General features: G+C 57.4%; 25 protein-coding genes. 21 read left to right on the top strand and 4 right to left on the bottom strand.

Going from position 1 to position 21,430, the window contains the following annotated elements; genetic code table 11:
- Nucleotides 1-2: 2 nt before the first annotated feature.
- A complete protein-coding gene (locus tag BLT00_RS26975; RefSeq protein ID WP_092147293.1) occupies nt 3-1,028 on the bottom strand; it encodes a phage portal protein in 1,026 nt (341 codons plus the stop codon).
- On the bottom strand, nt 1,025-2,782 hold the full coding sequence (locus tag BLT00_RS26970; protein WP_092147290.1) for a terminase ATPase subunit family protein: 1,758 nt from the start codon (nt 2,780-2,782) through the stop codon (nt 1,025-1,027). The genes BLT00_RS26975 and BLT00_RS26970 overlap by 4 nt, the downstream gene beginning before the upstream one ends.
- 138 nt (nt 2,783-2,920) lie before the next feature.
- Here BLT00_RS26970 and BLT00_RS26965 point away from each other — a divergent pair, with 138 nt between their 5' ends.
- The 7 genes from BLT00_RS26965 to BLT00_RS26935 all read left to right on the top strand — a co-directional run bounded on the left by BLT00_RS26965 (nt 2,921) and on the right by BLT00_RS26935 (nt 7,220).
- The gene (locus BLT00_RS26965; protein ID WP_072344033.1) at nt 2,921-3,751 is read left to right on the top strand and encodes a GPO family capsid scaffolding protein; all 831 of its coding nucleotides are present in this window, start codon (nt 2,921-2,923) and stop codon (nt 3,749-3,751) included.
- A gap of 19 nt (nt 3,752-3,770) precedes the next feature.
- Nucleotides 3,771-4,778, top strand: a complete 1,008-nt coding sequence (locus tag BLT00_RS26960; protein ID WP_092147287.1) for a phage major capsid protein, P2 family — start codon at nt 3,771-3,773, stop codon at nt 4,776-4,778.
- Between the two features lie 10 nt (nt 4,779-4,788).
- On the top strand, nt 4,789-5,487 hold the full coding sequence (gene gpM, locus BLT00_RS26955; protein ID WP_092147284.1) for a phage terminase small subunit: 699 nt from the start codon (nt 4,789-4,791) through the stop codon (nt 5,485-5,487).
- A 103-nt stretch (nt 5,488-5,590) separates the two neighbouring features.
- Entirely contained in the window at nt 5,591-6,052 is a 462-nt protein-coding gene (locus BLT00_RS26950) for a head completion/stabilization protein (RefSeq protein WP_092147281.1), read from the top strand.
- Nucleotides 6,052-6,264: a tail protein X gene (locus tag BLT00_RS26945; RefSeq protein ID WP_092147278.1), complete on the top strand. Its 213-nt coding sequence runs from the start codon at nt 6,052-6,054 to the stop codon at nt 6,262-6,264. The genes BLT00_RS26950 and BLT00_RS26945 overlap by 1 nt, the downstream gene beginning before the upstream one ends.
- A gap of 24 nt (nt 6,265-6,288) precedes the next feature.
- Nucleotides 6,289-6,765 carry a phage tail protein gene (locus BLT00_RS26940; RefSeq protein WP_092147276.1) on the top strand — a complete coding sequence of 159 codons (477 nt, stop codon included), beginning with the start codon at nt 6,289-6,291 and terminating at the stop codon, nt 6,763-6,765.
- The gene (locus BLT00_RS26935) at nt 6,762-7,220 is read left to right on the top strand and encodes a phage virion morphogenesis protein (protein WP_092147470.1); all 459 of its coding nucleotides are present in this window, start codon (nt 6,762-6,764) and stop codon (nt 7,218-7,220) included. Before BLT00_RS26940 ends, BLT00_RS26935 begins: the two co-directional genes overlap by 4 nt.
- Nucleotides 7,221-7,236: 16 nt before the next feature.
- Here the strand turns inward: BLT00_RS26935 and BLT00_RS26930 are convergent, their stop codons facing one another.
- Both BLT00_RS26930 and BLT00_RS26925 read right to left on the bottom strand, forming a co-directional pair.
- Nucleotides 7,237-8,646, bottom strand: a complete 1,410-nt coding sequence (locus tag BLT00_RS26930) for a hypothetical protein (RefSeq protein ID WP_139199626.1) — start codon at nt 8,644-8,646, stop codon at nt 7,237-7,239.
- A 544-nt stretch (nt 8,647-9,190) separates the two neighbouring features.
- On the bottom strand, nt 9,191-9,889 hold the full coding sequence (locus tag BLT00_RS26925) for a hypothetical protein (RefSeq protein ID WP_092147272.1): 699 nt from the start codon (nt 9,887-9,889) through the stop codon (nt 9,191-9,193).
- Nucleotides 9,890-10,033: 144 nt separating this feature from the next.
- Here BLT00_RS26925 and BLT00_RS26920 point away from each other — a divergent pair, with 144 nt between their 5' ends.
- From BLT00_RS26920 to BLT00_RS26855, 14 genes are all read left to right on the top strand, one after another.
- Nucleotides 10,034-10,606 (top strand): phage baseplate assembly protein V, encoded by a 573-nt coding sequence (locus BLT00_RS26920; protein WP_092147270.1) that lies wholly within the window; start codon nt 10,034-10,036, stop codon nt 10,604-10,606.
- On the top strand, nt 10,603-10,947 hold the full coding sequence (locus tag BLT00_RS26915) for a GPW/gp25 family protein (RefSeq protein ID WP_092147267.1): 345 nt from the start codon (nt 10,603-10,605) through the stop codon (nt 10,945-10,947). The genes BLT00_RS26920 and BLT00_RS26915 overlap by 4 nt, the downstream gene beginning before the upstream one ends.
- Nucleotides 10,944-11,855: a baseplate J/gp47 family protein gene (locus BLT00_RS26910; protein WP_092147264.1), complete on the top strand. Its 912-nt coding sequence runs from the start codon at nt 10,944-10,946 to the stop codon at nt 11,853-11,855. The genes BLT00_RS26915 and BLT00_RS26910 overlap by 4 nt, the downstream gene beginning before the upstream one ends.
- The gene (locus BLT00_RS26905) at nt 11,852-12,481 is read left to right on the top strand and encodes a phage tail protein I (protein ID WP_092147261.1); all 630 of its coding nucleotides are present in this window, start codon (nt 11,852-11,854) and stop codon (nt 12,479-12,481) included. Before BLT00_RS26910 ends, BLT00_RS26905 begins: the two co-directional genes overlap by 4 nt.
- The gene (locus tag BLT00_RS32265) at nt 12,471-13,688 is read left to right on the top strand and encodes a phage tail protein (protein ID WP_092147258.1); all 1,218 of its coding nucleotides are present in this window, start codon (nt 12,471-12,473) and stop codon (nt 13,686-13,688) included. Before BLT00_RS26905 ends, BLT00_RS32265 begins: the two co-directional genes overlap by 11 nt.
- 2 nt (nt 13,689-13,690) lie before the next feature.
- Complete coding sequence (locus tag BLT00_RS26895; RefSeq protein ID WP_092147467.1) at nt 13,691-14,119, top strand: tail fiber assembly protein; 429 nt, start codon at nt 13,691-13,693, stop codon at nt 14,117-14,119.
- Nucleotides 14,120-14,520: 401 nt separating this feature from the next.
- Nucleotides 14,521-14,880 (top strand): DUF6124 family protein, encoded by a 360-nt coding sequence (locus BLT00_RS26890; protein WP_092147256.1) that lies wholly within the window; start codon nt 14,521-14,523, stop codon nt 14,878-14,880.
- Between the two features lie 129 nt (nt 14,881-15,009).
- The gene (locus tag BLT00_RS26885; RefSeq protein WP_092147253.1) at nt 15,010-16,179 is read left to right on the top strand and encodes a phage tail sheath protein; all 1,170 of its coding nucleotides are present in this window, start codon (nt 15,010-15,012) and stop codon (nt 16,177-16,179) included.
- A 23-nt stretch (nt 16,180-16,202) separates the two neighbouring features.
- Complete coding sequence (locus BLT00_RS26880; protein WP_092147250.1) at nt 16,203-16,718, top strand: phage major tail tube protein; 516 nt, start codon at nt 16,203-16,205, stop codon at nt 16,716-16,718.
- 26 nt (nt 16,719-16,744) lie between these two features.
- The gene (locus BLT00_RS26875) at nt 16,745-17,074 is read left to right on the top strand and encodes a phage tail assembly protein (protein WP_092147247.1); all 330 of its coding nucleotides are present in this window, start codon (nt 16,745-16,747) and stop codon (nt 17,072-17,074) included.
- Between the two features lie 8 nt (nt 17,075-17,082).
- Nucleotides 17,083-17,202, top strand: a complete 120-nt coding sequence (locus BLT00_RS26870) for a GpE family phage tail protein (protein ID WP_072344080.1) — start codon at nt 17,083-17,085, stop codon at nt 17,200-17,202.
- On the top strand, nt 17,192-19,735 hold the full coding sequence (locus BLT00_RS26865; RefSeq protein WP_092147244.1) for a phage tail tape measure protein: 2,544 nt from the start codon (nt 17,192-17,194) through the stop codon (nt 19,733-19,735). Before BLT00_RS26870 ends, BLT00_RS26865 begins: the two co-directional genes overlap by 11 nt.
- Nucleotides 19,736-19,741: 6 nt before the next feature.
- Nucleotides 19,742-20,182, top strand: coding sequence for a phage tail protein (locus BLT00_RS26860; protein WP_092147241.1), 441 nt, complete (start codon nt 19,742-19,744; stop codon nt 20,180-20,182).
- Nucleotides 20,179-21,429, top strand: coding sequence for a phage late control D family protein (locus BLT00_RS26855; protein WP_092147238.1), 1,251 nt, complete (start codon nt 20,179-20,181; stop codon nt 21,427-21,429). Before BLT00_RS26860 ends, BLT00_RS26855 begins: the two co-directional genes overlap by 4 nt.
- Nucleotide 21,430 lies beyond the last annotated feature (1 nt).

The following is a 21,430-nucleotide window of genomic DNA, read 5'->3' as shown; positions in this document are numbered from 1 at the left end:
AATCAGGTCAAAGACTCATACTTTAGCCCAGCAAAACTCAGAACCTCCTCTCCCACCGTCTCGTTGATTTGCATCATCCTAGCCTGAATAGGCTCAAGTTCATTTGCGGCGTATATCAGCGCGGCTTCTCTAATTGAACCAAAACCTCCGGCATTCTGAGGGACGATGCCCATTAACTGTGGCGGAATGCGCAAGCTCGCCAGCACATCATCACGGGTCTGATTCTTAATCGAGTTGAATTCGTCTTTGGCCGCTACCTCGCTGACAGGGATTAGCTGAATCCCGTCCTTCTTGCCTGTGGGCGAATAAACAAACAAATTCCGGAAATTCCCTGGCCCCTTGGACTCCTTCAGCGCTTTACGCAAAGCGTCGATGTCCGCCTCAGTCTGCGCAGCGTCGGTCATGTACAGGATGAAACCGGCGTGACTCCCATTTTCATAATACTTACGCCGAAACAACGTCGCCGACTCGTTCAACAGCGCCGACTGCAAAGCACTGATCCACTCCGGCAGCCCATAAATCTCCTGGTGCAAATCCGCCTCGCGCAGGTGGAAGATGCTCCCCGGCTCAAACGCGTGCTCATTCTTCCAGCCCTGCACTTGGTAGAACTGTCCCTCCGGTCCAACCCGCATGTACTTCGCCAACGACGGCGCCAGCTGCCTAGTGCTGCCCAGCACCGAACGGCGCTTTTCCAGATAGCCATTGCCCAGGCACAGAAAATCCAGGGCGAACTGTTCAAAAGCCGCCCGGGACAACATCGGATGCGGGATAAACGTCTTGCTCAACAGGTTGCGCTTGAACATCAAACCCGAATGCAGATGCACACTTGCCCCTACAGAACGGGCCAGGCCATTAAGCGACAAAGGCGGCTCATACCACCGTCCGTTGAACCAACACTCCAGGTAATCGAACACCTCTCGCCCACCCAACACCGGCGTCGGCTCTCCGAAGCTAAACACCTGGGTATCCGCACTGGCGGCGTCGAGGGTGGCCGGCAGTAGCTCTTGGCTGGCGAGTTGTTCAGTCATGTGAAAATCTCCATTCGCCCGGTATTGGCAGCGGTCTGCCCTTCGAGCGGTTCATTCTGCAATGCGTGGAAGAGCGCCCAGGCCAGGTCGGCGTGGCCGGTGTTGTCGTTGCGGCCGGCGGTGTAGGTGAACTGGCGACCGCCTGCGGTGATGGTTTTGCGAATCGCCATGAGCGACTGGGCCATGTCGGTCCAGCCGGCATCGAACTCCAGCCGCCCCTTGTGGATCACGTCGTAGGCCTTCAGCACCAAGCGGGTTTTCACTTCGGGGGAATAGCTGAAGGTGGTCACCGCTGGGAAGAACTGGCGCACCAGCTGGGCCACGCCGCTGCCCAGGCCAGTGACGTCGATACCGATGTACGTGACCCAATAGCGGTCGCACACGCCCTTGATGGCGGCGGCCTGGGCGGCGAAGTCCATGCCGCGAAATTGGTGGCGCTCGAGCACGCGGAACTTGCCACCCGGCACCAGAGGCGGCGCGATCACCACCAGGCCGGAACAATCCCCCGTCTCGGCCGGGTCATAGCCGACCCACACCTGGCGGTCGCCAAACGGGCGCATGGCGAACGGTTTGTAGTCCTCGGCCCACTCCACCCAGCTATCGACCATGCAGGACTGCAATACCGACAGCGGGAAGATGCTCGCGCCGTCATCGACGAACTCGCACATCAGCAGGTTGGCGAACGCCTCGGGGCTGTACTCCCGGCGCAGCTCTTCGATGTCGAACAGATCGCAGCCGCCCCGCTCCGCGTCGAGGATGGTGACGATCTGGCGCCACAACCGATCCTCGCAGAACCGCCCCTGCTGGAGTGCGCCGTGGGTCACATCAACCTTGGTGTGCTGCGCGGCGGGCTTGCCCTTGTTGAAGCGCTCGCCCGTCCAGAAGGTGTACGCCTCGTGGGCCATGCTCGACGGCGTCGAGAAATAGGTTTTCCGCCACTTCTTGTGCATCGCCATGCCCGAGGCGACCTTGTTCAACTCCTCGAACTTGAACGTCCAGAAGAACTCGTCGAAGTAGAAATTGCCGTGGTAGCCCTGGGCGGTGCGGGCGTTGGTCCCGAGGAAAAACAGCTCGGCGCCGTTGGGCAATACAATCGGGTCACCGGTCAGCTCGACGCCGATGACCTCCCGTGCGAAGGCCTGGATGTAGCCACGGAACAGGTAGGCCTGGTTCTTCGAAGCCGACAGGAAAATCTGGTTGCGACCGGTGTCCAGGGCGTCGATGAAAGCCTCCCGGGCGAAGTAGTACGTGGCACCGATCTGCCGACTCTTGAGGATGACGCGGGTGCGTTGGTTGCCGGCCCGGTACCAGTCTTTCTGGTAATCGAAAGAGCCGTCGATGAAGGCCTCGCGCAGCAGCTCGATCTGGTCTTCGCTGATGTCATTTTTCGGGGACTTTTTCTTTGGTCCTTCGTTACGCTTGGCGAGGTTCGGATTGAGGTCGGTTTCGGTACCGCCGGCCTGGAAACGCTGAATCCGGGCCTGGCGCTCAAGCTGCCGATGCAGCAGATCGATCTCTTTGAAATCCCCGCCGGTCTTGTTGTCCTTGAGGATCAACTGCACCAAGCGCGCTTCCAGGGCGCCGCCAATACGTTCGACGTTGTCGGCCCGGTCCCACTTGTCGCGGGCCTTCCAGCTGTGTAGCGTTTTCTCCTTCTCGCCTGTCGCTTCGGCGATCTCGCAGACACGCCAACCCATCCAGTACAGGAACTTGGATTGGCGTCGGGGATCGATGGGCAGCAAGGCGGTCGTCATGCCGAGATGCTGCCGCCCACAGCGGCGACTCAATAGCGCCGCCCCTTGTACCCTCCCCGCCTACAGTCCCGCCTCGTTGCCGCCGCTCGCGCCCATGCCGACCATGCCCCTCATTGCAATGCACTGAGAATCCCCAGCATGAAGAAGTACCGCAGCAACTGGTTCCGTGTCGCCATCGAAGGCGCCACATCGGACAAGCGCACCATCAAACGCAGTTGGCTGGAACAGGCCGCCAAGAACTTCAACCCGTCCACCTACGGTGCCCGTATCTGGCTGGAGCATTTCCGCAGTCTGCTGCCCGACAGCCCCTTCAAGGCCTATGGCGACGTACTGGCAGTAAAAGCCGAAGAAGTGGACCTCAACGGTCAAAAGAAATTGGCGCTGTTCGCGAAGGTCGAACCTACTAACGACTTGATTGCTATGAATAAGGCCAAGCAGAAGATCTACACCTCCGTCGAGATCGACGAGAGCTTTGCCGACACGGGCGAGGCCTACATCGTCGGCCTCGCCGTGACCGACTCACCCGCCAGCCTGGGCACCGACGTCCTGGCGTTCTCAGCGCAGAAACCCGAATCCAGCCCCTTCCAGGATCGTCACTATTCGGAAACTTCTATGTTCACCGAAGCGGTCGAGACCGAACTGAAATTTGAAGAATTCGAAGAGAAGCCGAGCATCGGCGCCCAGCTCTTCACTAAGGTGCAAACCCTCTTGACCGGTAAACAGGCCAAAGATGACAGGGAGTTCATCCAGATCGGTGAAGCGGTCGAAGCCATCGCCGAACACGTCAAGGATTTGCCCGACCAACTGGCCGCCGAGAAGCAATTCTCCAAGGGGCTACAAACCCGACTCGATCAAGTCAGCACCGAACTGACCGAGCTGAAAAACCAGCTCTCCACCACCCAGGATCCCAACCAGAAAACGCGCCCCCAGGTATCCGGCGGCGGTAACCAGGTCATGACCGACTGCTGACTCATCAAGGACGATCAACATGCGTAACGACACCCGAGTACTGTTCAACGCCTACCTGCAGCAACTGGCGCAACTGCATGGAGTGGCTGACGTCACCACCAAATTCACCGCAGACCCCAGCGTTGCGCAAACACTGGAAACCCGCATCCAGGAGTCCAGCGCCTTTCTCAGCGCCATCAACATTTACGGCGTATCGGAACAGTCAGGGGAGAAGATTGGGATCAGCATCGACGGCACCATTGCCAGCACCACCGACACCACTGTCAAAGACCGTGAACCACGCGATCCGAGCGGCCTGGACGACCGCGGGTACAACTGCACCCAAACCAACTTCGACACCAGTATTCGCTACCAGAAGCTGGACCAGTGGGCCAAGTTCAAAGACTTCCAAGCGCGCATTCGCGACGCCATCATCAAGGCCCAGGCCCTCAACCGAATCATGATCGGTTGGAACGGCATCAGCCGCGCCGCGACATCCAATCCAACCATCAACAAACTTCTGCAAGACGTGAACATCGGCTGGCTGCAAAAGATGCGCGAGGAAAACCCTGCCCGGGTCATGACCGAAGTGAAAGATGGCAGCGGTAAAATCGAAATCGGTGCCAACAAGGACTTCGCAAACATCGACGCCTTGGTCGTCAGCATGGTCAACGAGTTCATCGAACCCTGGTATCAGGAAGATACCGAGCTGGTGGTGATTTGTGGTCGCCAACTGCTGGCCGACAAATACTTCCCCATCATCAACACCGTGCAGGCACCGACTGAAGTGTTGGCCGCCGACATCGTCACCAGTCAAAAGCGCCTCGGCAACCTGCCGGCCGTGCGCGTGCCGCACTTCCCGGCCAGCGGCCTGATGGTCACCCGCCTCGACAACCTGTCGCTGTACTGGCAGGAAGGCACCCGCCGCCGCACCGTCGTCGACAACGCCAAGCGCGACCGCATCGAAAACTTCGAGTCGGTCAACGAAAGCTACGTCATCGAAGACCTGGGCTGCGCCGCCCTGGCCGAAAACATCACCCTGAGCTGAGGCGGCCACCATGACCAACCCCTGCCGTCACCACTTTGAACGTGTAACGGCTGCCGTGGAAGCGGCAGCTACAGACCCTACCCAAACCATGGCCGGCGCCACAGCGTACGAGCATCAGCTCAATCAACTGCTGCAAGACCGCCTGCGCCTGAAACAGGTCCAGTCCAACCAGGGCAAGGCCGAACTCAAACGCCAGCTACTGCCGAGCTACGAATCCTACGTGCAAGGTGTGCTGGAAGGTGGCAAAGGCGCTCAAGACGAAGTGATGACCACCGTCATGGTCTGGCGCTTCGATGCCGGTGACTTCAGCGGCGGCCTCGACATCGCGACCTATGTGCTGAAGTACAGGATGGTCATGCCGGACCGCTTCGCCCGCACGTTGGGCTGTCTGGTCGCCGAGGAAGTTGCCACCGCAGCCTTCAAGGCCCAGAAAATCGGCGAACCATTCGACCTGGCAATCCTGCATCGCACCGCCGAACTCACCGACGCCGAAGACATGCCCGACCAGGCCCGCGCCAAGCTGTTTCTCGCCATGGGCCGCGCCACGCTCGACGGAATCACCGAAGAAGCCAAGGGCCAACCAGGCCAGTTGCAGGCCGGTGCGGATCTGCTGAAAAAAGCCATCGCCCTGCACGACGCCTGCGGTGGCAAGAAAGATCTGGAGCGGGCCGAACGCCTGCTCAACAAACGTGCCGGCCCTGCCGGCTAACCGAGCGTCCCCACGCACCCCGCCGGCTCGGGGCGGATCGGCCAGGCCACGTACCTGAACGTGAAGCCCCGACCACCGGCGACCTATCTCTGAGTACTGTTCCATGAGCGGATTTATAGCCGGCGGCACCGTCGCCAGCGGCCATATCAACACCGATGCCTTTTGGCCTGGGATCGACTTGGACCAGTTGCGTGCCACGCTGAGGATTGACGCCAGCGTCACCGCACCACGCCTGGAAACCGCCGCGGTTGCCGCCGCCATCAGCGTCAACCGCGAGCTAAGCGAATGGCGCACCACCCAACAAGCTGCCGGCTATACGAAACTTGTCGACATGCCCGGCAAGCGAATCAACGACGTACTGGTCCTGGTACACCTCTACCGCCGCGCCATCGAGGCTGCTACAGGCGCTGAAGTTTGCGAGCGCTACCGCTCCTATGACTCCACAAACAGCGGCCACCAGAACGCAGAAGAACTTACGCCAAACATCGATGACTACCGCCGCGACTTGCGTTGGGCGGTGCGTGACTTTCTCGGCGTCAATCGCACCACAGTGGAGTTGATCTGATGAAGGTCACCGTCCGCGCTCACCAAAACGACACCGTCGATTCCCTTTGCTGGCGTCACTACGGCCGCACAGCAGGCGTGACCGAGGCGGTACTCCAAGCTAACCCCGGCCTGGCCGACTACGGGCCGATGCTGCCCCAAGGCCTTGCCGTGCAAATGCCCGAAGCCCAGACGGCCGCACCACAGCGGCAGATGGTGAATCTATGGGACTAATGCCCTCTACAAGACCTAGACCTCATGAACAAACCTGAAAGCCTGCGCACTCACCTGCTCGCCACCATTGGCGAACTCAAGCACAACCCCGACCGACTCATGATTTTCATCGACAACGGCAAGGTCCGCTGCACCGCCGCGGCCAGTTTGTCCTTCGAGTACAGCTTTGATCTGCAGGTGATCCTCACAGACTTCGCCGGCCATCCCGACAGCGTTATGTTGCCGGTGCTGGGCTGGTTGAAAGTGAATCAAGCGGATCTGCTTGAGAACTTGAATAAGTCCGCAGAGGGCATCCAGTTCGAAGCCGACATTCTGGACAACAGTAAGGTGGACCTCAGCCTGACCCTGTCGCTGAGCGAACGTGTGATCGTGGGGAGAGACGCCGACGGCAACACAACTATCCGCCACCCTGGTGAACCTCAGCCCACTGCCGCATTTCTCGACCCGGCGTGGATACCCAGTGCCCAGAGTCCCAGTAGCGAATGGGTCATACCGAAGTGACCAACCGACAAGAAGCGCTGGAAGACTGGGCCTCAGGTCTACTGAGCCAACTTGAACCGGCCGCACGAAGCAAACTCGCCCGCAGCATCGGCCAAGCCCTACGACGCAGTCAGCAACAAAGGATCATTGCCCAGCGCAATCCGGACAAGAGCAAGTACACACCGCGAAAGCAGCGAAATTTACGAAAGAAAAAAGAACGAGTGAAGCAGAAGCCCCAGATGTTCCAGAAGATGCGCACTTCAAACTTTCTAAAAGCCAAAGGCAATAACTACGCAATCAGCATCGGGTTCACAGGACGCATTGCCCGCATTGCGAGGGTACATCAATACGGATTGAAGGACCGGGCTAAACCGGATGCACCAATGGTCCGCTATAAACAACGTGAAATCTTAGGCTTAACGAAAGGTGAAATTGAATTAATTGGGGCTACTCTGCTAACAATCTTCAGTATTTGAGATGCAGCCCATAGCGCTATCTTTGCAGTATATCCTCTGCCAAATTAATACAACGATTCACCATAGGCTTCCATGACAGCCAATTCAAATCACTCCAGCCCTTAGTCTGTTCGGGAAGGCAAAATTCTGTTCCTAACCTTTCACCCCCAACATCCACTATCGCACCTGATTTTGGAACGACATGCATACATTCGTTTGCCTCTGGCGAGGCAGCATCGATTCTCTCCCTAGCCTGTATTATTGTTGCTCTATTATGATAAATGATGGAATACCCCTGTAACCGCTTCTGCTCTTCCTCTATCGCCTTAGAGCGCACTTCACGAGCCCAAAATCTATATTCGTACTCTTCCCTACTAGGTTCAGAGAGACTACCTTGATTTGCCGCCGCCAAAGCAGAGGCAATCGCGTACCCCAAAGAAAGTTCCTGTTGTTTTAAGAGATCAAGAACCCCCGACCCACCGATTGCTGTCAACTGCTCAGGACTTAATTTGAGCTTTGCAGCCAAGGCAACGCTCATGTCTACCTGTTCGCTATAAGCGACATATTTTGCCGCCCGCGTAAACAAAACAACATAAGGATCTCCGAACATTGTCTCAATATCATTAGAATCCTTATTATCTTCGTACTGTTTCTTCTCCACCTGAACTCGCGTTATAAAGTCTTTTCCGAGCCGAATTGAAGTATCGCGAATACCCGCCAAGACCACATAACCTGTTTGTTTTGAGGACGTCTTACTATCAGCAGAAATGATAGATCCAACGCCTAACCCCCCTTCAGTTTGTGTGGCTCCTGACCATCGAGCAACAACAATATTTTTCTTTCCACCAAGATTTCTGAGTTCCGCCAAAGAAGTTTTAATTTTGTCTTGCGCGGCCAATTTTGCCATTAAAGCATCTGACTGTGCAGCCGTCAGCCCTGCTTCGTCCACCGACTTGGCCCCTATACTTTTGGCTATTGATGAAAGCTGAAGATCAGCTCCTGCCTCTTGGGCGGTTTTTCCTTTGACCTTGGACAACCCAATAGAGGCCAAAGTCAACTTAACGTCCGCCACGCTGACTTCAACTGCCTGCTCTGCAAGCCCATCTAGCGCGGCTTTAATGCCAACCACATCGCTATAAACCGCGTCTGTATTAAATTTTGTCACAACCATTTTTGAGCACTGAGCAGAGATAGGGAGAGCTAATAAATCGGGAAGTTCTCCTCCAGGGGAGGTAACAGTTTGACCCGCAGATATTGGCAATGAAAGGCCAGTAATGTTCACGGATGTTCTGTTCTCGTGGCCCTGAGCATCCCCCCGCGACTCATAATCCGCTCCTAAATCTTCAAATGACAATTGAATTGGGTGTTCCTTTGCAGACCAAAATGAGCAGCCGCTCAATATAGTAGCAATAATCACAAAACCAGCAGACCCGACTACAAATCTCATAAACGCCCCTATAACCATCTCAACAATCACTGTTTAAAAAGACAATAACAAAACTAGAGATATGTCTCGAATTTGCTGCTTTATATCTACTTCGTAAAACACACATTCAGCCAGCTCTTATCTCATGAGCAAAAGCCTAGAACCTACGACCACCATTTAGTTTTGAATTCTTTCCTAAAAATGAGCATAGCCATCATTTTGCCGCTAGCAAATAATTTTTCTGAGGCTAAAAAACTGGTCAATAATCATAGTATTGGCTTGTACGAGCGCCTCTATTGGCTAAACCAACCCGTCATGATTTCAGCGTGAATTGACCATGCCCTAGAGTGTAAGGCAGCAGGGGTCATCGCCTGAAGCAACCGCCCCCCAGGACAGGAGCATCCCCAGCGCCGGTGACAGAGATGCCTGTAGTATAAAGTGCGGTCCCTTCAGAAGCTTCGCACTGCGAGCTTTTGAAATCCAAAGAAACGAGAACGGCGTAACATTGGACTCAGGAAGACTAGAGATGAATCTCTTAGGACCAGTCCTGCAATAAAAACACTTCCTACTTACCATTTCGTACAAACAGATGCTCAGGTTGTATTTTATCGAGATAAACCTGATGTAAGCTTTCCAAGTAACACTCACCCACACCGGTGAGTACAAAAGACGTTTTAACATACTGAACCGTCTCACTACTCAGCATGCTTTTACTTCGAGAAGCAAGTGATATCTCTCTTTTAGACATTCGCAGAACCAATAGAATATCCCCCAACCCATCCTGAAGCAGATAATCATTATGATAGCCGTGCATAAAATGAAAAATATCCACAAGCATCATCGCATTAGTAATTCTTATTTGATCATGAAACTGCGCAAGGGTAATTTCTTTCTTTACCAGACGACGAAAGACCCCACCTAGAATCTTCGCCTTCTGTTCCGAGTCCACCTTCTCGACAAACTCTATAAGCTCAACTACAAGCTCATCTTTCTTCCCCTCTTTTTCGAGCATCAACGAAAATTCTTTCATTTCCGCATCCGAGTACGTTCCGGCTGATTCGCAGAACTCTTTTATTTTCTGCTTAAATCTAGCCCCCTTAAATCTACGATAAGCTTTTGACATGCCAAAAACGGTGGATACAATAGGAACCTCTTTAAGCATGTCACTTTCTACAAAAGCATCAATTAATGCCTCAGCATAATCAGCAACAGGCACATCGCTTACTATCTCTTTAGCTAGCGCTTTAGACTCTCGTTTTTTCATACCATCTGCCTATAGAATACAGTTTGGATGATGGAGTATAGGTGTTATCTCTAGCTCCGTTCGTTAGATAAGTGCGATTGTGCGCATCCCTCTTACAATGAGTCGATGCTGCAGTAGTTCACCTGAAGCGCCACCATCGGCGCCATGAACGACCTACCCACCCTCACCCGCCTAATCGAAAACCTCATCCGCTACGGCACCATCGCCGCCGTCCAGATGAAGCCCCCACGTGTGCGAGTCAAAACCGGAACCCTCACCACCGCCTGGCTCCCCTGGATCGCCCTACGAGCCGGCGCCGACCGCGAGTGGAATCCTCCGACAGAAAACGAGCAGGTCCTGCTCTTCAGCCCCTCAGGCCAACTCGCCAACGGCGTGGTCCTAACCGGTCTCTTCAGCGACCACCTTCCAGCCAACGGCGACCGCGAAGGCCTGCACCGTGTCACCTACCGCGACGGCACGGTGATTGAGTACGACAGCGTCGCCCACCACCTCAACGCCGCCCTCACCGATGGCGGCACCACCACCCTGACCAGCCCCGGCGGCATCAACCTGATCGGCGACATCACGCACAAAGGCAATTACACCCAAACCGGCAACCAGAAAATCATCGGAAAAATCACAGTCTCGAAGGACGTGATTGCAGCCGGCATCAGCCTGGTAAACCACCCGCACAGCGGCGTCACGCCTGGCAGTGGCATGACGGGGAAGCCCGTATGAATCGATACACCGGCTCGCCCCTCACCACTGAAGAAAGCATCGCCCAATCAATGAGCGACATCCTCAGCACGCGCCTCGCTACTCGGGTCATGCGCCGCGAATACGGCAGCCTGTTACCCGACTTGGTGGACCATCCGTTCAACGACATCACCCGCTTACAGGTCTACGCAGCCACCGTCATGGCGCTGATGCGCTGGGAGCCGCGCATCAGCCTCAGCCGCGTGCAGTTTCTAGGCACCACGTTACAAGGCCAGGCGTCACTGGACATCGAAGGCAGTATTGTCGATAGCAATCAGTGGCTGAGTTTGAGCGTTCCCCTGCACTTAGGGGGTAGCGCATGAGTTCGTTTGTTGCCATCGACCTGAGCCAGCTTCCAGCGCCGCAGGTGGTCGAACAGATCGATTACGAGCAGATCCTCGCCGAGCGCAAGGCCTATGCCATCAGCCTATGGCCCGTCGAAGAGCGCGCCGAGATTGCTGCGCGCCTCAACCTGGAATCGGAGCCGTTGACCAAACTGCTCCAGGAGAATGCCTACCGCGAAATGGTCTGGCGTCAACGGGTCAATGAAGCCTCTACGGCGAACATGCTCGCCCTCGCCAGAGGCACCGACCTGGACAACCTGGCCGCCAACTACAGCGTCAGGCGCTTGGTCATTCAGGCCGCCAAGCCGTCTGCCATACCACCGATTCCGTTGCAGATGGAGAGTGACGACAGCCTGCGGGAACGGGCGCAGATGGCGTGGGAAGGATTGAGCACCGCGGGCCCGCGCAACAGCTACATCTTTCATGCCCGGTCGGCTCACGGGCAAGTCGCTGATGCCACTGCCGAGAGCCCATTGCCGGCTGAAGCGGTGGTAACGGTGCAATCGATACTTGGCGACGGCAGCGCTCCACCCGCCCTGCTCGCCGCCGTCAAAACCTATCTCAGCGACGATGACAGGCGCCCTGTAGGCGACCGATTGACCGTGCAAAGTGCCAAGATCATCCCTTACCAGGTCAAGGCCAAACTGTTTCCGTCATCCTTCGGACCTGAAAACGAGCTGAGTATGACGGCAGCAAACGCGAAGCTATTCAGCTTCGTGCACCAGCGACGTCGCTTGGGCCTGGAAGTGTCTGAATCGATCATTCACGCCTCGCTGCATGTCGAGGGCGTGCGCAAAGTCGTGCTGCAGGATTGGGTCGATATCGTCGCAACGCCCTACGAGGCGCCGTATTGCACGAGCATTGAGCTGGCATGGGGTGTTGAATGATCGCCGACACGCCGCTGCTCCCGAGCAATTCGACACCGCTGGAGCGGCAAGCTGCGCAAGCACTGGCCCAGATCCAGCGCGTCCCTATTCCACTGCGCACCCTGTACAACCCCGACCTGTGCCCATTGCCGCTACTGCCCTACCTGGCCTGGGCTTGCTCAGTCGATCGCTGGGATAGCCAGTGGAGCGAAGCGGCCAAGCGTGCCGCCATCCGCAGCGCGTACTACATCCACTCGCGCAAAGGCACCCTCGGCTCACTGCGCCGTGTCGTTGAGCCGTTGGGGTATTTGATCGACATCGTGGAGTGGTGGCAGACCGAACCTGAAGGCCCTCCGGCGACTTTCACGCTGAAAATAGGCGTGCTCGAAAGCGGCATCACCGAAGCGATGTACCAGGAGCTGGTATGGCTCATCGATGACGCCAAGCCTCTGACCCGACACCTGATCGGCCTCGACATCATTCTGCAAACCCAACTGGACGCCTTCGTCGGCGTCGCCCTTTACGACGGCGATGAGATCGACGTGTATCCCTGGAGCAATCCCGACATCCATGTGGACATCCAGGCCTACAGCAACCTGACCATTTACACCCTCGATGAACTGGATGTGTATCCCCATGGTGAATGAGAAAACGCTTTTCGGCGGTATGTTGACCGAGCTTGGCGCTGCCAAGAAAACCAATTGCGAAGCCCTTGGAATTCCTTGGGAGCCAAAGTACATGCTGATCGGTGATGCCAATGGCACCGACCCGGTGCCGAGCCCGACGCAAACACAATTGATCAACCAGGTCTATCGCGCCCAGCTTAATCAACTGCGTGTTTCCCCAACGGACCCAAACATTCTGATCGCTGAGGTGGTGCTGCCGCCTGACGTGGGCGGCTGGTGGGTGCGCGAGTTGGCGCTTGAAGACAAAGACGGCGTGTTTTGCGCCGTTGGAAATGCAGCGCCCAGCTATAAACCTCTGCTGACACAAGGCACCGGTCGTAACCAGGTGGTGCGGATGCACATCATCACCACTGGGACCGCGAATATTCAGTTGAAGATCGATCCCTCGGTAGTGCTTGCGACTCGCGAGTATGTGGATAACAAGATCCAAGAAGAGCTATACAAGCTCGATCATAAGCCGTCGGCTCGCGTAGCCACCACGGCCAATATCAAGCTGACGGGCCTTCAGAAAGTTGATGGCGTGACAGTGATTGCAGGCGACCGCGTGTTGGTAAAAGACCAGAAGTCGGCCAAGGAAAACGGCCTCTACATAGCCTCTACAGGGGCTTGGCGACGAGCGCCGGATGCCGACAGCGGCGCCAAGGTCACCTCGGCACTCGTTGTGTCCGTTGAGCAAGGCACTGTCCAAGCCGACACGATCTGGCAGCTGACTACAGACGATGTCATTGAGCTGAACACCACAGCACTCACATTTCGGCAAGTAACACAAAACGATGCGCCCAAACGATTGGCTTCCCAGTCAGAAGTTGATGCCGGGAAGCTTGATACCGTGGCGGTATCTCCGAAAACGATGCGATGGGGCTTTGCTGCATCCTTCCACACAAACGGCTACATCATTTTCCCCACTTGGCTTGGCGGCTTAGTCATCCAGTGGGTTAACGGCGATATCCCCGCAGGAGCAGGCGAGACTCAGGTAAGCCTGCCAATAGCCTTTCCAAGTACAAACTTCGGGACCTCAATATCAACCTCCTCCGAAAAAGCGGTCGTCGTTAATCGCTACAATAAAACTCTGAGTAGTACCAATGTGCAGGTACGGTCGATTAGCAGCTCAGGCGTGGCGGCCCCCGACTTTCAAGTCTGGTACCAATTTATCTGCATAGGAAAATGAGCGTGCGCAAATATAGTAAAAGTACCGAAACCAGTTACATCATCGGCTTCCATCCGGACATTCCATCTGACGCAGTGGATATCTCAGACGAATGCTATGAGCGGGTGATCGGCAATCCCACCCCAGGCAAAGTGCGTAGCCATGACGCCATGGGTTTGCCGATTCTGATCGATCCAACTCCATTAACGCTGGAGCAGTTGGCAGTCATTGAGCGCCTATGGCGAGATGCTCAAATCCACAGCATGCGCTGGCTGCGCGAGCGCCACCGGGACGAGGTAGATTCAGCAAGGCCAACAACCCTCACCGACGAGCAATCAACAGAGCTGCTGAACTATGTCCAGGCCCTGCGAGACTGGCCCGTAGCACCCGGTTTTCCCAGCTCGGAACATCGCCCTTCGCCACCGACATGGGTGGCTGTGCAGAGCCAATAAACACCAATCTGTTTTATGTTCACACGATGGTAGGTATCGAGCCCTACAGCTACATACTCGGAAACACCACATCCCAATCCCAAGGCTACGTTACCTTGCGCCTTTGCCTACAACTAAGACAGAATCCGCCCGCTTGTGTGCCCTGGTCCGTACCGGTAGCTTGGTTTCCGTCACTGCTCATCAGTGATCGGGTTTAGCGACCCGAATCGGTACGGTTGCATCAGCGCTCCTGATCTCATTGCAGATATTCCAATCTGCGATTGTTGTAATGGTGGCTGTGCGCGGGAGACCTTCGGGTCTGCCGGGCTCCTGTACCCCCGGTTCGCTAACCTGCGTACAGCCGCCACCCTAACTTGCTTAGCGACAAGTCATGGTGGCCCAATCAGGTCAGGAGATTCACCATGTTCAAGGTCACACCCAATCCCCCGGAATCAGATCCCACCTTCTCCTACTCAAGCCTCGATCCGGAAAAATTCCACGAAGCCACTGAGCGGGCGCTTAATTATTATTTGAAGCCGGAACAGGCCAAACCCAAGAAAGAACCAACAGCGGATCAGCTCTTCACTGTCGTCGAAAGCATCGACACTGAAAGCCTACTCGCCAACCTCAGCGAAAACCTGGCGTCAGCCAATGCCATGATCAGCGATCTGGCATTCGATCTTGAAGGTTCTCGCCGGCATGTTGCGATGGGTATCCAGCAAGTCATTGAGGTGAGCGAACTGCTGGCCAATCGTGCGCTGGATATCGTCGATCCGCGTTAGCAATGGGGCCGTGACCGAAAGGGCTAGCCGAGGCTTGTAGCCCCCCTGCCTACAAGGCCATCGGCTCGCCCAATCGGTGCAATCGCGGCAGCCTGTGCAGTGTCATTTCAAACACTGCACAGGCACCCCATGACCGATTATCTCCATGGCGTGCGGGTCATCGAACTCAACGACGGCACCCGCCCCATTCGCTCCATCCCCACCGCGGTCATCGGCATGGTCTGCACGGCCGACGACGCCGATGCAGGCATCTTCCCCTTCGACACGCCGGTCCTGCTAACCAACGTTCAAACCGCCATCGGCAAAGCCGGTACCACGGGCACCCTGGCGCCCAGCCTACAGGCCATCGCCGACCAGACCAGGCCCTACACCATTGTCGTGCGCGTGAAGGAAGGCGCCACCGAGGAAGAGACCACCAGCGCCCTGATCGGCACCACCACCGCCGAAGGCAAATACACCGGCCTGAAAGCCCTGCTCGCCGCCAAGGCCCGCGTCGGCATGGTGCCGCGCATCCTCGGTGTACCAGGCCTGGACAGCCTGCCGGTGGCCACCGCCCTGGTGTCTATCGCTCAGCAGGTACGCGGCTTCGCCTACGTCAGCGCCTGGGGCTGCAAAACCAAGGAAGAGGTGGTCGCTTACAGGACCAATTTCGGTGCCCGTGAAGCGATGGTCATCTGGCCCGAATTCCAGCATTGGAACACCGTCAACAACGCCACGGTGACCGCCTCGGCCGTGGCCCGCGCTTTGGGTTTGCGCGCCAAGCTCGATCAGGAAGTGGGTTGGCACAAGACCCTGTCCAACGTGGCCGTCAAAGGCGTGACCGGCATCAGCGCCGACGTGTTCTGGGATCTGCAAAACCCGGCCACCGACGCCAACTACCTCAACAGCCATGAAGTCACCACGCTCATCAACGAGGGCGGCTTTCGCTTTTGGGGCAGCCGCACCACCAGCAATGACCCTCTGTTCGCCTTCGAGAACTACACCCGCACGGCACAGATCCTCGCCGACACCATGGCCGAGGCGCACATGTGGGCGGTGGATAAGCCGCTGCATGCGTCCCTGGTGCGCGACATCATCGAAGGGGTCAATGCCAAGTTCCGCGAGCTGATCGGCACGGGCTATTTGATCGGTGGCAAGTGCTGGTTTCCAGACGACGCCAACGGCAAGAACACCCTCAAGGCCGGCAAGCTGTTCCTCGATTACGACTACACCCCCGTACCGCCGCTGGAAGACCTCACGCTGCGCCAGCGCATCACCGACCGCTATCTGATGGACTTTGCCAACAAGATCAATAGCTGAACCGCGCAACGGAGAGTCCTGCCATGGCCATGCCCCGCAAACTCAAGAACCTCAATCTGTTCAACGACGCCAACAGCTACTTGGGCGTGGTCAAGACCGTCACCCTGCCCCCGCTCGGCCGCAAGATGGAAGGCTATCGCGGCGGCGGTATGAACGGCCCGGTCAAGTCTGATCTCGGCTTCTCGGACGACGGCATTCAGTTCGAATGGAAGACTGGCGGCCTGGATCTGATCGCCCTCAAACAATTCGGCGCCGTCAACGCTTCGGGCATTGCCTTGCGCTTCAGCGGCGCTTTTCAGCAGGACGACACCGAGGCCGTCAGCGCCGTGGAGATCGTGATGCGCGGCCGCCATGAGTCGATTGATATGGGTGAAGCGCAACCCGGTGAAGACACCGAGCACAGCATCACCACCACCTGCAGCTATTACAAGTTGATCGTCGACAACGAAGAGATCATCGAAATCGACCTGCTCAATTTCATAGAAATCGTGGACGGCGTCGACTTGTTGGAAAAACAGCGCCGAGCCCTCGGCATCTGACCTGCCCCTAAACCTTGGAGACTTGCATGAAGACTGAAGAAACGCTCGAAGCCCTGCCGCCAGAGGATGACAACAGCGTCACCCTGGATACGCCGATCATCCGGGGAAAGATCCTGATCGACAGCATCACCTTGCGTAAACCACAGGCCGGTGAGCTGCGCGGTGTGCACCTGGTCGAGTTGTTGAACATGGACGTGGCGACCTTGATCAAGATCCTGCCGCGTATCAGCAACCCAAGCATCACAGCGCCGGAAGCCGCTGGCATGGACCCCGCCGACCTGCTCGCCTGTGGCAGCAAGATCTCTGGTTTTTTGTTGCAGAAGTCGGTGAAGGCGGATGCCTCCCTCGTTGCGTAGAAGATGCCATGGCCGACCTGGCCGTGGTTTTCCACTGGGCACCGACGGACATGGACCCGTTGGGCCTGCAAGAACTGATGGCGTGGCGCGAGCGCGCCCGGGCGCGGAGTGTCACCGATGGGCAATGACTTAAAACTGCGCGTGCTGCTGGGCGCTATCGACAAAGCCAGCGGCCCCTTGAAGGTGATCGACAAACGCAGCACCGCCACCGCTCGCGCATTGAAAGAAACCCGTGACCGCCTCAAGGCGCTCAATGCCCAACAGCAAGACATCAGCGCCTGGCGTGCTCAGCGGTCGGCGTCACTGCGCACCGAAGAGGCCCTTAACGCGGCACGGGAAAAGGTCCGCGCCCTCAGCCAGCAGTTCGCAGCGACTGGGGCGCCGACGCGAGCCATGACTAAGCACTTTCAGGCCGCCGTCAGGGCCACCCAGGCGCTTAAACAACAACATCGCAAGCAAGGTGAACAGCTCCAGGCGCTGCGTGCTCGACTGGCCGGCGCGGGTATCAGCACCCAACACCTGGCCCGTGACGAACGCCAGCTACGCCAACAGATCGGAGCCACCAATGCCAGCCTAAGCACACAATACAAACGACTGGCCGCATTGAATGAACAACAACGGCGCCTGGGCACTGCGCGGGCTTCATTGGATTCTTCACGGCGCAGCGCCGGCGAGCTGACCGCTAAAGGCGCTGTCGCAACTGCCGGTGGCGGTTCAGTGTTGTACGCAGGGGCACGGATGCTATCGCCGGGCATCGACTTCGATTCCAGCATGAGCCAGGTGCAGGCAATTACTCGTCTGGATGAACATGCCGATGCGCTCGAGGCTTTGCGTACCCAAGCTCGCGCGCTGGGCGGCGCCACTTTATTCACAGCAGGACAGGCCGCCGACGCTCAAGGCTACCTAGGCATGGCAGGCTTTGAGCCCAACGCCATCCGGGCCGCGATGCCAGGCATGCTCAACCTAGCGGCGGCAGGTGGTACTGAGTTGGCTCAGACCGCTGACATCGCGTCGAACATCCTGTCGGGGCTGGGCCTGACAGCCGATGAAATGGATCGCCTCGGCGATGTGCTGGTGGGGACGTTCACCCGCTCCAATACCACTCTGCAAATGCTGGGCGACACCATGAAGTACGCCGCGCCCATGGCGAAAACGTACGGTGTGGAATTGGAAGTGGCCGCCGCGATGGCCGGCAAACTCGGCGATGCAGGCCTACAGGGCAGCATGGGCGGCACCGCACTCAGCTCGATCATGAACCGCTTGGCCGCTCCACCCAAAGGCGCTGAAAAAGCCTTGCAGCAACTGAACATCACCACGGCCGATGCGGTCGGAAACCTGCGCCCCCTGCCCGACCTTTTAAAGGAGATCTACAGCAAAACCCATCGCCTGGGCACCGCCGAGAAAGGCGGGCTGTTCAAAGCGATTGCCGGGGAAGAAGCGGTCAAGGGCATGGCTCAACTGGTAGAACAGGCGGGCACTGGACAGTTGCAGGTGCTCATCGCCAACCTGCGCCAAAGCCAGGGCGAAGCGGCGCGCACGGCTAAGGTTATGGCCGATAACCTCAAGGGTGATTTGACCAGCCTCAGCAGCGCCTGGCAGGACCTAGGTATTGAATTACAGGATCAGCAGAACGAACCGCTTAGAGAGCTGGTTCAGTCCGTCACCGCGCTTGTCAGGAGCATCAAATCCTGGGCTCGGGAGAATCCAAAACTCGCGGCTGGGCTCGTTAAAACCGTTGCGATCATCGCCGCGCTGGCCGTCGCTGTCGGCGGGCTGATGCTGGCGTTAGCGAGCGTTCTGTTGCCGTTCGCAGCGCTGCGTTTCGTCCTGGTTCAGTTGGGTTTTCGTCTGCCGGGTTTGATTGGCTTGCTGTCGACTTTGGGCCGTACCGTGCTGCCATTCGTGGCGAGGGCGTTGCTCATTGTCGGGCGTGCCTTGATGCTTAATCCAATTGGGCTGGCAATCACCGCCATCGCCGGCGCGGCGTATCTGCTGTATGAACACTGGGACGCGGTGACGGGGTATTTAGCCAGCGCTTGGCGCGAAATCCAGACCGGTTTCGACAATGGGCTGGGCGGCATTTTGAAAGTGCTTGCGGACTTCAGCCCGGTCGGCTTGATCTACCAAGCGTTCGCCGCTGTCATGAAGTACCTGGGCATCGACTTGCCCAACCGCTTTACCGCCTTCGGTGGGTTGATGGTCGACGGCCTGGTCAACGGACTGACTGCGGGCATGAGCCGCCTGAAAGAGGTGGTTGACCGCCTCGGCACCCGAACCATCGACGCCTTCAAAGAAACCCTGGGCATCCATAGTCCCTCACGCGTATTTGCCGAATTGGGCGGGTTCACAGTGGAGGGGCTTGTCCAAGGCCTAACGTTGCACGCCGATGGCCCACTGGGCGCTATAACCGCCCTGGGCGAACAGCTCATCGCTGCCGGAGGACGGTTGTCGTCGATTGATTCACTGACGGTCGATACTCGCGCCCCGATCAGCCCACGAGCTTCCCAACACATTGATAGCCACGACACCTATGCCATTCACATCCACACCACGCCAGGCATGGACGCCAACGCAGTCGCCGGGACCGTACGTGCCGAAATAGCACGGCATCAAAACGAGAAGGCCGCTCGACGCCGCAGCCGCCTTTCGGACCTGGAGTAGCCGACTATGATGCTTGCCTTGGGCATGTTCGTCTTCAGCCTCTCCACCGCCGCCTACCAGGAACTGCAACGCCAAACCGAATGGCGCCACGCGAGCAATCCACGCATCGGCGCCGCCCCGGCGCGGCAGTTTGTCGGGCGCGGCGAGGACTTTATCACCCTGCCCGGCATCATCCTGCCGGAGCTGGCCGGCAGTGCCTTGAGCCTCGACGCCCTGCGCCTGATGGCGAATACCGGGAAGGCCTGGCCGATGGTCGAGGGCAGCGGACGAATCTATGGGCTGTGGATTATCGACAGTTTGAGCGAAACCAAAACGCTGTTCTTTCGCGACGGCACACCACGACGAATTGAGTTCAGCCTCAGCCTCAAGCGCATCGATGACGACCGCATCGACCTGCTCGGCGCGGCGACCAGTGTCGGCGTGAGTATCATGAGGGCGTTGCTGTGATCGATACTGCTCTCGCCCATGTCACCGGCTATCTGAATCGCCAAGATACCGTCTATTCAGTGCCGGCGTTTCGCATCACGGTCGATGGCAAGGACATCGCCCAGTTGATTAGTCCGCGATTGATGAACCTGGAACTGATCGACAATCGCGGCATCGAGGCCGATCAGTTGAGCATCACCCTCAGCGACCATGACGGACTGTTAACCATCCCGCCTAAAGGCGCGGTCATCCGGCTGTGGCTGGGTTGGAGTGACACCGGCTTGGTGGACAAAGGCAGCTACACCGTCGATGAAACCGAGCACAGCGGCGCACCGGACGTACTTAATATTCGCGCTCGCTCGGCTGATCTTCGCAAGGGTTTGAAAACCAAACGCGAGCGCAGTTGGAGCAACACCACACTGGGCGACGTCCTAGGCGACATCGCTTTGGGCAACGGTCTCACCGCCACTGTTGCCGGTGCCTTGGCCGAATTGCCCATCCTGCAGTTGGACCAGGCGAGCGAATCGGATGCCAACCTAATCAGCCGCCTTGGGGAAGAGTTCGACGCCGTGGTCACCGTCAAAGCCGGACACCTGTTGTGCCTGCCGGCCGGCGGTGGCAAGACCGCCAGCGGCGCAGATTTGCCCCACATCACTCTCAACCGGGCCGATGGCGACCAACACCGTTATCTACAAGCTGACCGTGACAGTTACGACGGGGTACGTGCGTATTTCTATGACGTAAACAGCGCGAAGAAACAGGAAGCCATTGCCGGTGGTGGCGACATTCTTAAAGACCTTCGCCACACCTACAGCGACCGCCAGTCTGCCTTGCGCGCCGCTCGCTCTGAATTCAACCGGTTGCAGCGCGGTAGCGCGACCCTCAGCTACACCTTGGCCCGGGGACGTCCTGACCTGATTCCAGAACTGACCTACACGCTCCAGGGCGTGAAGCCAGAGATAGACGCCATCATTTGGTACGGCGGCAACGTGCTGCATAGCCTGAGTGCGGACAATGGCTACACCGTCAGTTTGGAGTTGGAGAGCAAGCTACCTGAAGACACGCTTGAGGGGCTGGTTGAAGAGAACAGAGGTGACTTCACCGGCGTCATTGCTTACTACCGCGATAGGAAGACCGGGAAGGAAAAGGCCGTGACGATTGGAAACCAGAGCAAGCCCAAGCGGCTGCACTGGTTGTACGCCACGGAGCAATCGGCGAAGCGGGCCATAGATCGGGAGTGGAAGCGAATGCAGACAGAACGGCAGTAAC

The organism is Pseudomonas sp. NFACC51 (assembly GCF_900103575.1).
GTDB lineage: Bacteria > Pseudomonadota > Gammaproteobacteria > Pseudomonadales > Pseudomonadaceae > Aquipseudomonas > Aquipseudomonas fluorescens_Q.
Note: the sequence above shows the minus strand (reverse complement) of the source record. Positions and strands in the feature narration are given on the sequence as shown.

What these genes read in the sequence shown, in the direction of transcription:
- BLT00_RS26975 (WP_092147293.1), bottom strand. Translation starts at nt 1,028, where the DNA reads ATGACTGAACAACTCGCCAGCCAAGAGCTACTGCCGGCCACCCTCGAC.
- BLT00_RS26970 (WP_092147290.1), bottom strand. Translation starts at nt 2,782, where the DNA reads ATGACGACCGCCTTGCTGCCCATCGATCCCCGACGCCAATCCAAGTTC.
- BLT00_RS26965 (WP_072344033.1), top strand. Translation starts at nt 2,921, where the DNA reads ATGAAGAAGTACCGCAGCAACTGGTTCCGTGTCGCCATCGAAGGCGCC.
- BLT00_RS26960 (WP_092147287.1), top strand. Translation starts at nt 3,771, where the DNA reads ATGCGTAACGACACCCGAGTACTGTTCAACGCCTACCTGCAGCAACTG.
- gpM (WP_092147284.1), top strand. Translation starts at nt 4,789, where the DNA reads ATGACCAACCCCTGCCGTCACCACTTTGAACGTGTAACGGCTGCCGTG.
- BLT00_RS26950 (WP_092147281.1), top strand. Translation starts at nt 5,591, where the DNA reads ATGAGCGGATTTATAGCCGGCGGCACCGTCGCCAGCGGCCATATCAAC.
- BLT00_RS26945 (WP_092147278.1), top strand. Translation starts at nt 6,052, where the DNA reads ATGAAGGTCACCGTCCGCGCTCACCAAAACGACACCGTCGATTCCCTT.
- BLT00_RS26940 (WP_092147276.1), top strand. Translation starts at nt 6,289, where the DNA reads ATGAACAAACCTGAAAGCCTGCGCACTCACCTGCTCGCCACCATTGGC.
- BLT00_RS26930 (WP_139199626.1), bottom strand. Translation starts at nt 8,646, where the DNA reads ATGAGATTTGTAGTCGGGTCTGCTGGTTTTGTGATTATTGCTACTATA.
- BLT00_RS26925 (WP_092147272.1), bottom strand. Translation starts at nt 9,889, where the DNA reads ATGAAAAAACGAGAGTCTAAAGCGCTAGCTAAAGAGATAGTAAGCGAT.
- BLT00_RS26920 (WP_092147270.1), top strand. Translation starts at nt 10,034, where the DNA reads ATGAACGACCTACCCACCCTCACCCGCCTAATCGAAAACCTCATCCGC.
- BLT00_RS26915 (WP_092147267.1), top strand. Translation starts at nt 10,603, where the DNA reads ATGAATCGATACACCGGCTCGCCCCTCACCACTGAAGAAAGCATCGCC.
- BLT00_RS26910 (WP_092147264.1), top strand. Translation starts at nt 10,944, where the DNA reads ATGAGTTCGTTTGTTGCCATCGACCTGAGCCAGCTTCCAGCGCCGCAG.
- BLT00_RS26905 (WP_092147261.1), top strand. Translation starts at nt 11,852, where the DNA reads ATGATCGCCGACACGCCGCTGCTCCCGAGCAATTCGACACCGCTGGAG.
- BLT00_RS32265 (WP_092147258.1), top strand. Translation starts at nt 12,471, where the DNA reads ATGGTGAATGAGAAAACGCTTTTCGGCGGTATGTTGACCGAGCTTGGC.
- BLT00_RS26890 (WP_092147256.1), top strand. Translation starts at nt 14,521, where the DNA reads ATGTTCAAGGTCACACCCAATCCCCCGGAATCAGATCCCACCTTCTCC.
- BLT00_RS26885 (WP_092147253.1), top strand. Translation starts at nt 15,010, where the DNA reads ATGACCGATTATCTCCATGGCGTGCGGGTCATCGAACTCAACGACGGC.
- BLT00_RS26880 (WP_092147250.1), top strand. Translation starts at nt 16,203, where the DNA reads ATGGCCATGCCCCGCAAACTCAAGAACCTCAATCTGTTCAACGACGCC.
- BLT00_RS26875 (WP_092147247.1), top strand. Translation starts at nt 16,745, where the DNA reads ATGAAGACTGAAGAAACGCTCGAAGCCCTGCCGCCAGAGGATGACAAC.
- BLT00_RS26870 (WP_072344080.1), top strand. Translation starts at nt 17,083, where the DNA reads ATGGCCGACCTGGCCGTGGTTTTCCACTGGGCACCGACGGACATGGAC.
- BLT00_RS26865 (WP_092147244.1), top strand. Translation starts at nt 17,192, where the DNA reads ATGGGCAATGACTTAAAACTGCGCGTGCTGCTGGGCGCTATCGACAAA.
- BLT00_RS26860 (WP_092147241.1), top strand. Translation starts at nt 19,742, where the DNA reads ATGATGCTTGCCTTGGGCATGTTCGTCTTCAGCCTCTCCACCGCCGCC.